12 protein-coding genes are annotated in these 14,258 nt (G+C 75.1%); 5 read left to right on the top strand and 7 right to left on the bottom strand.

Annotation, left to right across the window (positions count from 1 at the left end; all coding sequences use genetic code 11):
• Window positions 1–57 precede the first annotated feature (57 nt).
• Complete coding sequence (locus J4557_RS11810) at window positions 58–4,278, bottom strand: HEAT repeat domain-containing protein (protein ID WP_208266548.1); 4,221 nt, start codon at window positions 4,276–4,278, stop codon at window positions 58–60.
• 53 nt (window positions 4,279–4,331) lie between these two features.
• Between J4557_RS11810 and J4557_RS11815 the strand changes: the two genes are divergently transcribed.
• Complete coding sequence (locus J4557_RS11815) at window positions 4,332–5,033, top strand: PIG-L deacetylase family protein (protein WP_208266549.1); 702 nt, start codon at window positions 4,332–4,334, stop codon at window positions 5,031–5,033.
• A 48-nt stretch (window positions 5,034–5,081) separates the two neighbouring features.
• On the opposite strand, the gene J4557_RS52550 is transcribed toward J4557_RS11815, so the two are convergent.
• From J4557_RS52550 to dut, 3 genes are all read right to left on the bottom strand, one after another.
• Window positions 5,082–5,162 carry a 50S ribosomal protein bL37 gene (locus J4557_RS52550; protein WP_483860509.1) on the bottom strand — a complete coding sequence of 27 codons (81 nt, stop codon included), beginning with the start codon at window positions 5,160–5,162 and terminating at the stop codon, window positions 5,082–5,084.
• Between the two features lie 149 nt (window positions 5,163–5,311).
• The gene (locus J4557_RS11820) at window positions 5,312–6,139 is read right to left on the bottom strand and encodes a DUF3710 domain-containing protein (RefSeq protein ID WP_208266550.1); all 828 of its coding nucleotides are present in this window, start codon (window positions 6,137–6,139) and stop codon (window positions 5,312–5,314) included.
• Between the two features lie 3 nt (window positions 6,140–6,142).
• Window positions 6,143–6,646 carry a dUTP diphosphatase gene (gene dut / locus J4557_RS11825; RefSeq protein ID WP_243775637.1) on the bottom strand — a complete coding sequence of 168 codons (504 nt, stop codon included), beginning with the start codon at window positions 6,644–6,646 and terminating at the stop codon, window positions 6,143–6,145.
• Window positions 6,647–6,859: 213 nt separating this feature from the next.
• Here dut and J4557_RS11830 point away from each other — a divergent pair, with 213 nt between their 5' ends.
• The 3 genes from J4557_RS11830 (at window position 6,860) to J4557_RS11840 (ending at window position 9,307) form a co-directional block, all read left to right on the top strand.
• Complete coding sequence (locus J4557_RS11830; protein WP_208266849.1) at window positions 6,860–7,159, top strand: DUF6412 domain-containing protein; 300 nt, start codon at window positions 6,860–6,862, stop codon at window positions 7,157–7,159.
• Window positions 7,160–7,204: 45 nt separating this feature from the next.
• Window positions 7,205–7,912 (top strand): YidC/Oxa1 family membrane protein insertase, encoded by a 708-nt coding sequence (locus tag J4557_RS11835; protein ID WP_208266552.1) that lies wholly within the window; start codon window positions 7,205–7,207, stop codon window positions 7,910–7,912.
• 108 nt (window positions 7,913–8,020) lie between these two features.
• Window positions 8,021–9,307, top strand: coding sequence for a cytochrome P450 (locus tag J4557_RS11840; protein ID WP_208266553.1), 1,287 nt, complete (start codon window positions 8,021–8,023; stop codon window positions 9,305–9,307).
• 91 nt (window positions 9,308–9,398) lie between these two features.
• Here the strand turns inward: J4557_RS11840 and valS are convergent, their stop codons facing one another.
• A complete protein-coding gene (gene valS, locus J4557_RS11845) occupies window positions 9,399–11,924 on the bottom strand; it encodes a valine--tRNA ligase (RefSeq protein WP_208266554.1) in 2,526 nt (841 codons plus the stop codon).
• A gap of 125 nt (window positions 11,925–12,049) precedes the next feature.
• On the opposite strand from valS, the gene J4557_RS11850 reads away from it, so the two are divergent.
• Window positions 12,050–12,337, top strand: a complete 288-nt coding sequence (locus J4557_RS11850) for a DUF4235 domain-containing protein (RefSeq protein WP_208266826.1) — start codon at window positions 12,050–12,052, stop codon at window positions 12,335–12,337.
• A 280-nt stretch (window positions 12,338–12,617) separates the two neighbouring features.
• Here the strand turns inward: J4557_RS11850 and J4557_RS11855 are convergent, their stop codons facing one another.
• Both J4557_RS11855 and J4557_RS11860 read right to left on the bottom strand, forming a co-directional pair.
• On the bottom strand, window positions 12,618–13,424 hold the full coding sequence (locus J4557_RS11855; RefSeq protein WP_243775638.1) for a hypothetical protein: 807 nt from the start codon (window positions 13,422–13,424) through the stop codon (window positions 12,618–12,620).
• Between the two features lie 46 nt (window positions 13,425–13,470).
• On the bottom strand, window positions 13,471–13,767 hold the full coding sequence (locus J4557_RS11860; protein ID WP_117404125.1) for a DUF4193 domain-containing protein: 297 nt from the start codon (window positions 13,765–13,767) through the stop codon (window positions 13,471–13,473).
• Between the last annotated feature and the right edge of the window lie 491 nt (window positions 13,768–14,258).

Below are 14,258 nucleotides of genomic sequence, written 5' to 3' on the forward strand. Positions count from 1 at the left end.
ACCCCACCATCGGACGGCGCCACGGCGCCGTCCCTTCCCTCGGCGTCCCGCGCCCCGTCATGCCCCCGATTCGTCGATCTCGGCCAACGGGCCGGTGTAGCGGGACCGGCGGTCGGGACGGGCGCGCCCGGCGGCGTGCCGCAGCGCCGGGACCGCCGCGGCGCCGAAGCGGACGAGCCCGTCCGCGGCGGCCCGCCGGACCTGGGGGCGCGGATGGCCGAGCAGGCCGACCAGCCCCGGGATCGCGGGCGTCCAGGCGGCGTGGCTCAGGGTCCGGACCGCCGAGCGGACGACGTCGGGCTCGGGATCGTCCAGCAGCCGCACGGTCTGGTCCAGGTACGCGGCACGGCTCAGCACCCGGCGCGCCACGCGGTGCGCGTGCAGCCTCACCTTCGTCTCGCGGTGGACGATCAGCTCGGCGAGCAGGTCCTCCAGCCCTTCCGCGCGGCGGTCGGCGAGGAGCGCGAGCGCGCGGCGGACCTCCTTCGCGCCGCCGTCCCGCGCCCGCCGGAACAGCAGCGCCGTCGACGGCTCGCCCGACGCGGGCGGCTCGTGCTCGCGCATCGCCGCCAGCGCGGCCGCGTCGCGGCGGGCCGCGCCCGGCGCCCGGAGCGGGCCGTCCACCAGGACGAGCCGGTCCGCCAGGTCGTCGCGGCCCTCGCCGAGGAGGCGCCGCCGCGCCCGGTCGAGCGCCGCGGTCCGGGTCAGCCTCCGGCCGGCGACGAGGTCGAGCAGGCCCCGCTCGCCGTCCGCCAGGCGCTCGGCGACCTCTCCGGCGACGGCGTCGGCGGACGCCTGCCGCAGTACCCGCCCGGCGGCGGCGTCCCCGCCCTCCCAGCGCGACACGAGCGCGGGGACGAACCGGTCGAGGTCGGCTCCGTAGAGGTGGGCGGCCAGCCGGACGAACCGGTCACCGTCCGGCACCTCGGGCGCCTCCAGCAGGACGTGCGCCAGCTCCCGGGTGGCCGTCAGCCCGTCGCGGCCGTCCAGGAACGCGCGGAGGACGGCGAACCGGCCCTCCGGTTCGGGCCGGTCGAGCAGGACGCGGGCCGCCTTCGCCCGCTGGTCGGCCGGGCCGGTGTCCAGCATGGCCGTCAGGCGGCGCCGCTGCGCCATGGACGGCGGCTGGTCGAGGTCGCCGGCGCGCGGCGTCCGCACCTCGGGCTCCTCGCGGCGCTCCGCCAGCGTCCACGGCGGGGCCCCGAGCGGCTGCACCGACTCCATCCAGTCGAGCAGGGACGGACGCGCGGCGGCGGGGGCGTCCGGGAAGGCCCGGATCAGCGCGTCGAGCACCTCCCGGGACGGGCACCGCAGCCCGTCACGGAGGCGCCGCAGTTCGTCCGGCTCGCGGGCCGCGTCCCTGATCGACTCGCGCGCGGCGGTCGCGTGCTCCAGCGCGTCCTGCGCGAACGCCTCCCGCAGGACGGCCTCCTCGTTTACCGCCCGATCGGGGGCGTGCCGCGCGGCGGCGAGCGCGCGCTCGAGATCGTCGCGCGTCACGACCGCGCCGCACAGCCTCAGCACGGTGATCGACAGCATGCTCGGCGGCAGTGCCCGCACCCGCTCGGCGACCTGGAACCTCTCCCCCGCGCCGAGCCGGGGCACCGCCTCCTTCACCAGCTCCAGGAGCCGTCGCCCTGTCGCGCCGGGCGGGTCGTCGCGGCGCGCCTCGCCGGCGGCCAGTGCCTCGACGAGGAGCGCGGCGGACCGGGCGAAGACCTCCAGTTCCGTCGCCGTCCGCGGCGGGACGCAGAGATCCACGGCGAGGTGGAGCGCGCGCGGGTCCGATCCGGCGAGGTCCAGCCAGCGGGGCAGCAGCGGACGCAGCGACGCGGGGGCCGCCTTGCCGCGCGTCCGCGCGTCGAGGACGCGGCGGGCGGTGCCGGCGTCCCAGCCGTGCTCCGCGAGCTCTCGGACATCGGCGGCGGCCTCCTCCTCCCGAAGTCGGCCGTGGGCCGCGCCGCGTCGCTCGTCGGCGTTCCGGGCGTCCCGCACGGGATGGGGCGGCGGGACGCCGGGGGCGAGCGCGGGCAGCGCGGCGCGGAGCAGCGCGCGCGTGCGGTCGTCGGTGGCCTGCTCCGCCGCCGCGAGGACGGCGGCGGCCGACGCGTCTCCCAGCACGGCGCGGAGCGCCTTCGCCAGGTCCTCGCGCAGGCCCGGGTTGTCGTGGTGCCCCAGCCAGAACAGCGCCTTCGGGACGGCGGCGGGCGCGCCCGCCGCCGCGAGGGCCGCCGCCGCTGCCTTCTTGACGCTCATCTCGGGACGGTCGAGGCACGCGGCGATCGCCGGAGCCGCCCAGGTCGCGCGGGCCTCGGCCAGAGCGCGCAGCGCCTGCCGGACGGTCGCCGGGTCGCCGGCCGAGGTGAGCGGGACCAGGCTCGCCGACAGCACCCGGGCGCCCTCCGCGTCCGTGGCGAAGAGCGCGGCGGCGCGGGCCCGGACGTGCGCGTCGCGGTGCCGGAGCAGCGGATGGACCCGCGCCCTCGTCCGCCGGTACGGGGCGCCGCGCAGGACGGTGAGCAGGATCGCCCGCTCGGCCGGGACGAGCCCGGGCCGGTCGAGGAGGTCGAGGACCGTGCTCGCGAGCACGGCGTTCCCGGCGGCGGGCGCGTCCCCGGCGTCCAGCAGGCAGCGCGGCCGGATGGCGCCCCGCCGGAAGAGCCGGCCGCCGAGGCCGCGGACGGCGTCCAGGACGCCGTCCGGCACGGCGGGCTCGGGTCCGGGCCCGCCGGGCGTCCACGCTCCGGCCAGGCCGGACACGACGCGCAGGAGCAGGTCGGCGACGGCGGGCAGGGTGGTGGCGTCGCCGTTGCGCGCGAGGCGGCCGAGGGCCTCGGCGGGGTCGCCGGGGTCCGGGGCCGCGCGCAGGACCGCGAGCTCGCGCGGATCGGGTCCGCCGAGGTCGTCGGCGACGCGGCGGGGCAGGTCGCGGGGGTCGAGCCGGTCGAGCAGGGCGCTGCGCCGCTCCGGGTCGCGGTCGAGGTGCCAGAGGAGTTCCAGCGCGCGGTGCCGGTGCGCGGACAGGTGCGGGGCGACATCGCTCCCGTCCGGATCGCTCCCGTCCGGATCGTCCCCGCCCAGGCCGAGCCCGGTCCAGAGGGCGGCGGCCGTCCGGGGACCGCCGACGGCTTCGAGGGCGTCGAGCGCCTCCCGGGGCGCGTCCGGCAGCAGCGCGAGGACGGTCTCCTCCGCCGCCGGGTCCCGCAGTTCGCGGAGCGCGCGCAGGAAAGGCCGCGGGTCGGCGGCGTCGCGTGCGAGGCGGGCGACCGCGCCGGCCACGCCGAGCCCGGGGGCGCCCTGCGTGTCGAGTGCGACGAGCAGGTCGAGGCGGCGGGCCCACGAGCCGCCGCCCGCCCCCTGCGGCTCCGGCCGGACCAGTTCCCGCAGCGCCTCGTGCCGGCAGGAGAAGAGGACCACCGCGATCTCCTCGGCGGGCACGCTCTGGTCGGCAAGGGCGAGCCCGGCGATCGCGGGGACGTGCGGCGCCGCCGGGAAGTGGCCGCGCCGGTGCAGTCCGCGCAGGCATGCGAGGGCGGGCGCGGCGAGCAGCGGCGGGTCCTGGGCGGCGACGCCGAGCAGGTCGCCGAGGCCGTCGCGGTCCGCGAGGTCGCCGAGCAGTTCGAGCGCCCGCCGCCGCACCGCCGGGGCGCGGGACGGGTCGGCGGCGACGCCGAGGAGCAGGTCCCGGTGCCCGTGCCGGGCCGCGACCTCGATCGCGGCGCCGTCCCGACCGCCGCCGAGGAGGCGGCGCACCCGCTCGTGCGGCAGCGGGTCGAGGGCCGCCCACGGCTCGGCCAGCTCGCGCAGCGCGGCGGGGACGTCCGCGGCGAGCGCCGCCACGACCTCCCGGACGGCGCGGGGCGGCAGCAACGCGGCGTCCAGGGCTTCGCGCGCGAGCCGGACGGCCTCCGCGCGCGGCACGGCGTCGGGCCGTCCGGCGAGGTCGCGGACGAGCGCCCCGGGATCGTCCGCGTCGGCCGCCCGGAGGGCCCGCACCGCCTGGTAGAGCGGTTCGCCCGCCGGTTCCTCGCGGACGTCCGCGCGGCCCGCGGCGATCTCGGCGCTCAGCCACGCGGTGCGGACCGCCCCCGGCAGGCCGGCGGAGCGCCAGTCCGGCCAGGTCCGGACGTGCCCGCGCAGGTGGAGGCGCGCCAGCGCGAGCGCCGCCTCGGGCGGCCCGTCCAGCGCGGACGCCCCCTCCGGCGCGGCGGGCGCGGCGGGCGACGTCCCGGCGTCGAGGAGGCCCGCGGGGCGGGCGGGTTCCGGCACCGATGTCATGGCGGCGATCTTAGGAGCTTCGGCACCGGCCGCCGGTCCGCCAGGATGGGGCCATGGAACCGGTACCGGAGGACTGGGACAGGGCGCTGGCGATCGTCGCGCACCCCGACGACCTGGAGTACGGCGGCTCGACCGCGGTCGCGAAATGGACGTCCCAGGGCAAGAGCGTGACGCAGGTGCTGGCGACCCGGGGCGAGGCCGGGATCGACGGCATGGACCCCGACGAGGTGCGCCGCGTCCGCACCCTGGAGCAGATCGAGGCGGCCCGCCGGGTCGGCGTAGAGAACGTCGAGTTCCTGGACCTGCAGGACGGCGTGCTGGAGTACGGGCTGCCGCTGCGGCGCCTCCTCGCGGCGGCGATCCGGCGGCACCGGCCCGAGGTGGTGCTGTCGGTGAACTTCCGGGAGACCTTCCCCGGCGGCGGCTTCAACATGGCCGACCACCGGGCGCTGGGCCTCGCGGTCGCCGACGCGATCAGGGACGCGGCGAACCGCTGGGTGTTCCGCGACCTCGGCCTGGAGCCGTGGCAGGGCGTCCGGTTCGCGCTGTTCGGCGGGTCGCCGCAGGCCGGGCACTACGTGGACGTCACCGGTCACCTGCAGGACGGCATCGACTCGCTGCTGGCGCACGAGGTGTACTTCGGCAACCTCGGCGCGGACTTCGACGCCGCCGCGTTCCTCACCGGCGTCGTCGAGCCGACCGGGCGGGCCGTGGGCGTCGAGCACGCCATGCCCTTCGAGATGATCGGAGGGTGACGGCGCCGGGCGCGGCCCGAGCGCGGTGACCGGGGCGCGGCGCGCGGCTCAGTGCCGGGCGTTGGGCCGCTTGCCCTTGTTGTGCTTGCTCCGCTTGCGGGCCCGGCGCTTCCGCGTTCTCTTCGACATGTCCCGATTGACCACCCGGCGGGCGCCGGACGCAAGGGATCCGGCGCCTCCCGAAACGCAGAAACCCGCCGGCCGTGCGACCGAAAACGGCGCACGGCCCGGCGGGCGGCAGCGGTCCGGGTCGGCGGTCCCGGGCCGGCGGTCGCGGGTCAGCGGACCTCGGTGATCTCGGGGCCGCGCTCGAACGGGTTGAAGTTCTCCTCGCCGCCCTGCTCCTCGCCGTTCTCCCCGGCCTCGCTGAACTCCTTGGGGATCTGCAGCTCGAGCAGGTCGCGGGGCGGCATCGGCGCGTCGCCGCGCACGACGACGACGCCGCGCAGCACGTCCTCCAGGACCTGCCACTGCTCCTCGTCCTCGATCGCGGCGCCCTGCACCACGGCCTGCAGGAACCAGCGGGGGCCGTCGACGCCGAGGAAGCGGATGATCTGCGGCGCCCAGCCCTGGTCGACGAACTCCTGCGGGATCTGCTCGCGGACCTCCTGCGGCATCTCCGCGAGGACCTCCTCGGTCAGCGCGGCGGGGATCATCGCCAGCAGCTCGGGACCGAACGGCCCCTCGCCCTCCTGGGTCTGCCCCTGCGCCTCCTCCTCGATGTCCTTGGCGGTCTCGCGGCGCACGTCGTCCCAGATGCCGCTGCGCTTGGGCGCGGCGAACACCTGGAGCTGCATGGCGCTCTCCTCGTACTGGACGAGCACCGCGACCGGCCGGCCGTCGAGGGGGTTGCCCTCCTCGTCGACCTGGGTGGCCTCGAAGTTCACCTGGAAGCCGAGCCCGGGCGCGATCGGGACCTGCATCGAGCCGAAGTCCAGGCGCTGCAGCTCGGGGAAGGAGTCCTCGGAGTCCCAGGGCCCGCCCTCGGCCTTCGCGGCCTCGGCGGGAGCCTCCTCGGCGGCCTCGTCAACGGCCTCCGCCGGTTCCTCGGTCGCCTCGGGTCCCCTCTCGGGCTCCTCGGCCTGCCGGCGACGTCCAAAAGCCACGACTCACGCTCCTTCTCGACTGTGCTCGTTACCAGTGTCACCCATGCCCGGCAGCCCCCCGCCCGCGTACCCGCCCGTGGAGCCGAATCCACCGGTCCCGCGGGCCGATCCGGGAAGGTCGGCGACCTCGTGGAACACAGCCTGCTCCACCCGCTGCACGACCATCTGCGCGATGCGGTCGCCGCGCCGCAGCCGCACGGTGGCGCGGCGGTCGGTGTTCAGCAGGGTCACCTTGATCTCACCCCGATAGCCGGCGTCGACCGTACCGGGTGCGTTGACTATGGTGACCCCCAACCTAGCGCCCAAACCGGACCTGGGGTGAATGAAAGCGGCGTAGCCGTCGGGCAGCGCGATCGCCATGCCCGTGGGGACGACGGCGCGCTCTCCCGGCGGCAGCTCGACGTCCTCGGCGGCGACCAGATCCGCGCCCGCGTCGCCCGCGTGCGCGTACTGCGGCAGGGGCAGCCCGGGATCGAGCCGCTTGATCAGCACATCGACCTTGCCCAACGTCCACCTCGCGTTCGGGAGCGTTCCGGCGGTCCCGCCGAGAAGCCACACGACAATACCGGGACCGAGGGCGGCGGACCGCATGTGAAACGCCCTCGCGTCCGGTTTCGCGCGCGACCCTACCCGTTTCCCGGCGGAACCCGGCACCCATGGCGTACCGGCGGGAATGAGTGGGACACTATGGATCGTCCGTATCGTCAGGAAGGTCCGTTCGTGTTCTGGTCGCTGGTGGTCGCCGCGCTGCTGCGGGTGCTCGCCGCGGCCGAGTGGGCCGGGACGGCGCCGGGGCAGCCGGCGCTGGTGGCGCTGGCGACGGTCACCGTGGCGGGACTGGTCGTCCTGGCCGTGGTGCGCGTGCGCGCGGCGGGGCCGGGCCACCGGGCGGCGCCTGCGCGCGTGCGGACGACCTTGCGGGAACGGACGCTGCGGACCGCCTTCCTCCCGCAGCGCGATCCGGACGCGGCGGGACGCCCCCGCCCGCGGGCACCGGGAGCGGAGATCGCGGCCGCCTGAGCGCGGCCGGCACGCCACCGATCCCCCTCCCACCGGAAGGTTCCCATGTCCGTGTTCGACGTCCCCGTTTCACTCGCGTACGCCCTGGTCAAGGGACTGGCCGACGGCATCGGCCCGGTCGCCGGCCCGGCGGCGGCCGCCACCGCCATCGTCCTGTTCACGCTCCTGGTCCGGCTGGCGATGCTGCCGCTCGCCGTCTCGGCCGCCCGCGGCGAGCGGAACCGGGCGCGGCTGCTGCCCCAGGTCCAGGCCCTGCAGAAGAAGCACAAGAAGGATCCGCGCCGGCTCCAGCGGGAGACGGCCGCGCTGTACGAGGCGGAGGGCGCGACCCCGCTGTCGGGATGCCTGCCGATGTTCGCGCAGGCGCCGTTCTTCATGGTGATGTACCGGCTGTTCCGGTCGGCGACGGTGGCGGGGCACCAGAACGTCCTGCTCGCGCACACGTTGCTCGGCGCGCCGCTGGGGCAGAACTGGATCGGGCTGGTCGGCGGCGGGCTGTTCGCGCCGCCGTCGCTGGTGTTCCTCGGCCTGCTCGCGCTGCTCGCGGCGCTGGCGGTGTGGTCGTCGCGGCGGGCCGCGCGGACCGCTCCGGCCGGGGCGGCAGGCGTGCTGGCCCGGGTGGCGCCGTTCGGGACGGTGGTCTTCGCCGCGTTCGTGCCGCTGGCCGCCGGGCTGTACCTGCTGGCGTCCGGCACGTGGACGGCGGTGGAGCGCGCCGTCCTGCACGGGCGGGCCGCGGCGCCGGCGGCCTGAACCGCCGGCCGTCCGAATCACCGGATTCGCCTTGACGGCGCCATTGGACGCCGGTTCGATAGAAACCGAACCTGATTCTGGAGACGACGCCGAGGGCGGTGAGCGGGCGTGACGACCGCTGCGCGGGACGATATCGACGGCAACCTGTCCACGCTGGAGTTCTGGGCCCTGCCCCAGGAGCGGCGGCTGGCCGCCTTCGCCCGGCTGCGCGAGCTGGACCATCCGGCGTTCTTCCAGGAGCTGAAGCTGCCGTTCGTCAGGTCGGGCGCCGGCTTCTACGCGCTGGCCCGGCACGCCGACGTCGTCGAGGCGAGCCGGACGCCGCAGGTCTTCAGCAGCGAGCCGTGCTCCAACAGCATCGCGGACCTGCCGCGCTTCCTGGCCCGCTACTTCGGCTCGATGATCAACATGGACGACCCGCGGCACGCCAAGATCCGCCGGATCGTGTCGCGGGCGTTCACCCCCCGCGTCCTGGAGAAGACGGAGGACGACCTCCAGAGGAGCGCGACCCGGATCGTCGACGACCTGCTCGCCAAGGGCTCGACCGACTTCGTCACCGACGTCGCGGCACGGCTCCCGCTGCAGGTCATCTGCGACATGATGGGGATCCCCGAGCACGTCCGCCCGATGGTGTACGACCGGACGAACCTCATCCTCGGCCTCGGCGACCCCGAGTACATGGGCGGCAAGAACTACGCCCGCGACGGCATCACCCGCATGGGCGCCCTCTACGGGCTGCTCAAGGTGCTGGCCGCCGGGTACGAGCTGAACCACCTGGCGATGAAGCTGGCCCGGCAGCGCCGCAGGAACCCCGGCGACGACCTGGTGTCGGCGCTGATCTCGGCGAACGTGGACGGCGAGTCGCTCACCGACCAGGAGATCGGCTCGTTCTTCATCCTGCTCGTCGTCGCCGGCAACGAGACGACCCGCAACGCGATGTCGCACGGGCTGAAGCTGCTGACCGACAACCCCGAGCAGCGCGCCCTGCTGCTGGAGGACTTCGACGCGCACATCCCGGGCGCGGTCGAGGAGATCGTCCGGATGGCGACGCCGGTCATCCAGTTCCGCCGGACGCTGACCCGCGACCACGAGATGAACGGCCACGAGTACAAGGCGGGCGACAAGGTCCTGCTCTTCTACAACTCCGCCAACCGGGACGAGACGGTCTTCGAGAACCCGGACGCGTTCGACATCACCCGCTCGCCGAACCCCCACGTCGGGTTCGGCGGCCCCGGGCCGCACTTCTGCCTCGGCGCCAACCTCGCCCGCCGCGAGATCACGGTGATGTACCGCGAGCTGTTCACCCGCGTCCCGCGGATCCGCGCGACCGGGGAGCCCGACCGGCTGTTCTCCAGCTTCATCAACGGGATCAAGCACCTGCCCTGCGCGATCTGATCCCCGCCGGGGAGGCCGCCGGTGGTCGGGGCGAGTCGCGCGGAGCGGTCGCCGGTCCCGCGCGGCGCGCGGGACCGGACGGGCCGCGGGGTCAGTCGGCGGGCGCCAGCGTCACGTCCACCGTCAGGTCGGCGGGCGCGCTCTCCAGCGTCAGCTCGGCGATCCGCCCCGCGGCGGCGAGGTCGGAACGGGAGACCCGCCCGGCCTCCGCGCCGCGCACCACCGCCCGCGACACGTCCGCGCGCATCGACGCCTTCGCCTCCGACTTGGCCTTGCGGACCTGCCGCAGCGCCTCAGCGGTCGCGGCGAGCACCGCCGGGTCGCCGTCCGCGGGCAGCTCGGCCGCCAGCGGCCAGGACGCGGCGTGCACCGAGCCCTTCCGCCACCACGACCAGACCTCCTCGGTCACGAACGGCAGCACCGGCGCGAACAGCCGCAGCAGCACCGACAGAGCCGACCGCAGCGCCGCGCGCGCCGACTGCGCCTCCGGCCCCTCCCCGTACGCGCGGGCCTTGACCAGCTCCAGGTAGTCGTCGCAGAACTCCCAGAAGAACCGCTCCGTGCGCTCCAGGGCGCGCGCGTAGTCGTAGCCCTCGAACGCCTCCGTCGCGTCCGCGACGACCCCGGACAGCGACGCCAGCATCGCCCGGTCCAGCGGCTCGGTCACCGCCGCGCCCCGCTCCACCTCGCCGAGCCCCAGCACGAACTTCGACGCGTTGAGGATCTTGATGGCGAGCCGCCGGCCGACCTTGATCTGACCGGTGTCGAACGCGGTGTCGGTGCCCGGCCGGCCGCTCGCCGCCCAGTACCGGACGGCGTCCGAGCCGTACTCGCGCAGCAGGCCGATCGGGGTGACGACGTTCCCCTTGGACTTCGACATCTTCTTGCGGTCCGGGTCGAGGATCCAGCCCGACAGCGCGGTGTCCGTCCACGGCAGCGACCCGTGCTCCAGATGCGACCGGACGACCGTCGAGAACAGCCACGTCCGGATGATGTCGTGCGCCTGCGGCCGCAGGTCGTAGGGGAACACCCGGGAGAACAGGTCGGCGTCGCGCTCCCAGCCGCCCGCGATCTGCGGCGTCAGCGACGACGTCGCCCAGGTGTCCATGACGTCCGGGTCCCCGACGAACCCGTCCGGCTTGCCGCGCTGGTCCTCGGCGAAGCCCGGCGGGACGTCCGAGGACGGGTCGACGGGCAGCGCGTCCTCCGCCGGCACGATCGGCGCGTCGTAGCGCGGCTCGCCGGACGCGTCCAGCGGGTACCAGACCGGGATCGGCACGCCGAAGAACCGCTGCCGGGAGATCAGCCAGTCGCCGTTCAGGCCCTCCACCCAGTTCTCGTAGCGGGCCCGCATGTACGGCGGATGCCAGTTCAGCTCCGCGCCGCGCGCGAGCAGCTCGGCGCGGGTCGCGGCGTCGCGCCCGCCGTTGCGGATGTACCACTGCCGGGTCGTGACGATCTCGAGCGGCTTGTTGCCCTTCTCGTAGAACTTCACCGGCCGGCTGATCCTGCGCGGCTCGCCGTCCAGGTCGCCGGACTCGCGCAGCATCTCGACGACGCGCTCCTTGGCGGAGAACACCGTCTTGCCGGCCAGCTCCGCGTACGGCTCCGCCGCGACGCCCGCCGGCGGCTCGGCCGACAGCCGGCCGTCCCAGCCGATCACCGCCCGGGTCGGCAGGTTCAGCTCCCGCCACCAGGTGACGTCCGTGACGTCGCCGAACGTGCAGATCATCGCGATGCCCGACCCCTTGTCGGGCTCGGCGAGCCGGTGCCCGAGGACCGGCACCTCGACGCCGAACAGCGGCGTGCGGACCATCGTCCCGAACAGCTCCTGGTACCGCTCGTCGTCGGGGTGCGCGACGAGCGCCACGCACGCCGGCAGCAGTTCCGGGCGCGTCGTCTCGACGTAGACGGGCCGCTCGTCGCCGTGGAACCGGATCCGGTGGAACGCGCCCGGCTGCTCGCGGTCCTCCAGCTCGGCCTGCGCGACGGCCGTGCGGAACGTCACGTCCCACAGCGTCGGCGCCTCCGACACGTACGCCTCGCCGCGCGCCAGGTTCCGCAGGAACGCGCGCTGCGACGCCGTCCGGGACGCCTCGCCGATGGTGGAGTAGAGGTGGGTCCAGTCGACCGACAGGCCGACCCGGCGCCACATCTCCTCGAACGCCTTCTCGTCGACCTCGGTGAGCCGCTCGCACAGCTCGATGAAGTTGCGCCGCGACACCGGCACCTGGCGCTTCGGGTCGGGCTCGGCCGGCGGCTCGAACTCCGGGTCGTAGGGCAGCGACGGCTCGCACCGCACGCCGAAGTGGTTCTGCACGCGCCGCTCGGTGGGCAGCCCGTTATCGTCCCAGCCCATCGGGTAGAAGACGGCGCGACCGCGCATGCGGTGGAAGCGGGCGACGGTGTCGGTGTGGGTGTAGGAGAAGACGTGGCCGACGTGGAGGGAGCCGCTCACGGTGGGCGGCGGGGTGTCGATCGAGTAGACCTCGCCGCGCGGCCGGGTGCGGTCGAAGCGGTAGACGCCGGCGTCCTCCCAGGCGCGTACCCACTTGTCCTCCAGGCCGTCCAGGGAGGGCTTGGGCGGGACGCTCGGCGTACGCGGCTGCTCTGTCATAAAGCAATGGTATTGACATCCGCCCCCTCCGCATGCCACTTGCCCGCGCCGACGCGGCGGCCTTTCCCGCCCGGAGCGGGGCGTTCCGGTAGCGTCGGAGGCGACAGGACGACTGGAGGACGATGATGGCGGACAAGGGCGACATCGGCTATCGCGTGATGGCCGGCGCCGCGGCCTTCGCGGGCGGCTTCGTCGCGAAGAAGGCGATCACGCTCATCTGGAAGAAGACCACCGGCAAGGAGCCGCCGACCAACCCCGAGTCGCCGGACGTGGCGCTGTCGGAGGCGATCGGCTGGGCCGTGGTGATGGGCGTCGGCATGGAGATCGCGCGGCTGCTCGCCACCCGCGCCGCCGCCCACCAGTGGGCCAAGGGGACCGGCGAGCTCCCCTCCCACCTCAAGGTGGAGGCCTGATCGCGAGGGTCTGATCAGGAGGCCCGATCGAGGGCTCGAACGCGTCGTGGCCGGTCCCGGTTGGTCCGGGACCGGCCACGACGCTTACGGCCCTGATGCCCTGATCTGTTGCTGTTGGCCCGTTGTTGTCGGCCTGTTGTCGTCGGCCGGTGGTTCCGGCCCGGTGCTTCGGTGGCGCCTTCGAGCCGGGGGACGGGGATACGGGGGTGCGGCGGCCGTGGCCGGGGCGCGTCGTCCGGCTCCGCGAGGGGGACGCGGATCCACCGCCGCCGGACGCCGCTCAGCCGAACGTGCCGTCCAGCGGCGGGGGAAGCTCCTCCGCGGATCCGCGCAGGTCGTGCCGGACCTTCGCGGCCAGCGCCCTCGTCGCGGCCCGGTTGAGCGCGGCGCCCGCGGCGGCGCCGGTCAGCAGGGGGCCCATCGTCGTCATGTGGCGGCCGAACGTGCGCATCATCCGCTTGCGCAGCGCCGCCTTCGCCGCCGAGCCGAGCGCGCTGGTGAACGTCCCGCCCTCCAGCGGGTTGACGCCGCGCTGGCGCGCCCAGGAGGTGACGAACGCCGCGCCGCGCACGGTGCCGGAGCCCTGCACGCTGACCCCGTACACCTCGTGCAGCTCGGCGATCAGCTTCACCTCGATCGCCGCGACCACGAGGGTCTCCGCGGCGATCTGGGCGGGGGCGGTCAGCAGCAGCGGCGGAGCGGCGAACTCCACCGCGGCGAGCGCACCGCCCGCCGCGCCCACGGCGGTGGTGGCGTTGCCCGCCACCTTCACCAGGTTGTCGGCGAGGTCCTCGCCGGACAGCCCGTGATGGTGGCGGCCCAGCGTCTCCAGATCACGGATCGGGATGTGCGGGGCCGCCTCCAGCAGCAGGTCGGCCAGCCAGCGGCCGCGCGCGATCCCGGCGGCGCCGGCCCGGCGGGCGCCCTGCCCGAGCAGCCGGGCCAGCCGGCCGAGCAGCCGCCTCCGGGTCTCCCGGTCCATCTCCTCGTCGCCGGCGAGCCTGCCGATCAGCTCGCCGAGCTCCGTGGAGCCGTCGCCGCGCGCCGGCTCCACGTCGTCGTGCCGTCGTTCGAGTTCTCCCGTCATGCCGCTCCCGGTGGTGCCTCTCCGAAGGGCCGATCCCCCGGACGTGTCAGGCGGCGCACTCGCGGCAGACCGGCTGGCCGTTCTTCTCGGTGGCCAGCTGGCTGCGGTGGTGCACGAGGAAGCAGCGCGTGCAGGTGAACTCGTCGGCCTGCCGGGGGACGACCCGGAAGGTCAGTTCCTCGTTGGACAGGTCGGCGCCGGGCAGCTCGGCGACCTCACCCGCGTCCAGGTCCTCGTCGATGATGCTGGCGGCCTTGTCGGCGCGCCGGGCCTGGAGCTCCTGGAGGCTGTCCTCGCTCAGGTCGTCGTCTGTCTTGCGTGGGCTGTCGTAGTCGGTCGCCATCTTCTATCTCCATCCCCCTCAGTGCTTTATGCGCCCCGTCGCGCGGAACTAACGCTCGGGGGACCGTTCTTGTGCCCGATCCGGGCGGGAAATTCTGTCACGGTTGGTGACCTACGACACACGAGGCGCGACCGTTCCCACGGGTGACACCGATCACCCGTTTCCCACCCCCGCGTTGTGTCGTCCGTCACACGCCCCCCGCCCGGCGTTCCGGCATGCTCCCGAAGGGCCGGTGCGCCTGTCGGGGTTCCCGCGGCGGCGGGGATCATATCGGTCCCGGGAGCGTTGCGCGCGCCGACCGGCCCGCGGCGCGCGGGACGGCTCGAACCGGCTGGTGGACCGCTGAACCAGACGCTTCGGTGAAACGTCTGAACTAACGCGATATCGTGCCCGCCTGAGGTCGGGGGCCGGGCTCGCCGGCCCCGTGCGGGGCCGGTACGGGGGCCCGGGCCTCGCGACGGGGTCCGGACGCACATTGTCGCGGGACATCA

The organism is Actinomadura nitritigenes (genome assembly GCF_017573545.1).
Classification (GTDB): domain Bacteria; phylum Actinomycetota; class Actinomycetes; order Streptosporangiales; family Streptosporangiaceae; genus Spirillospora; species Spirillospora nitritigenes.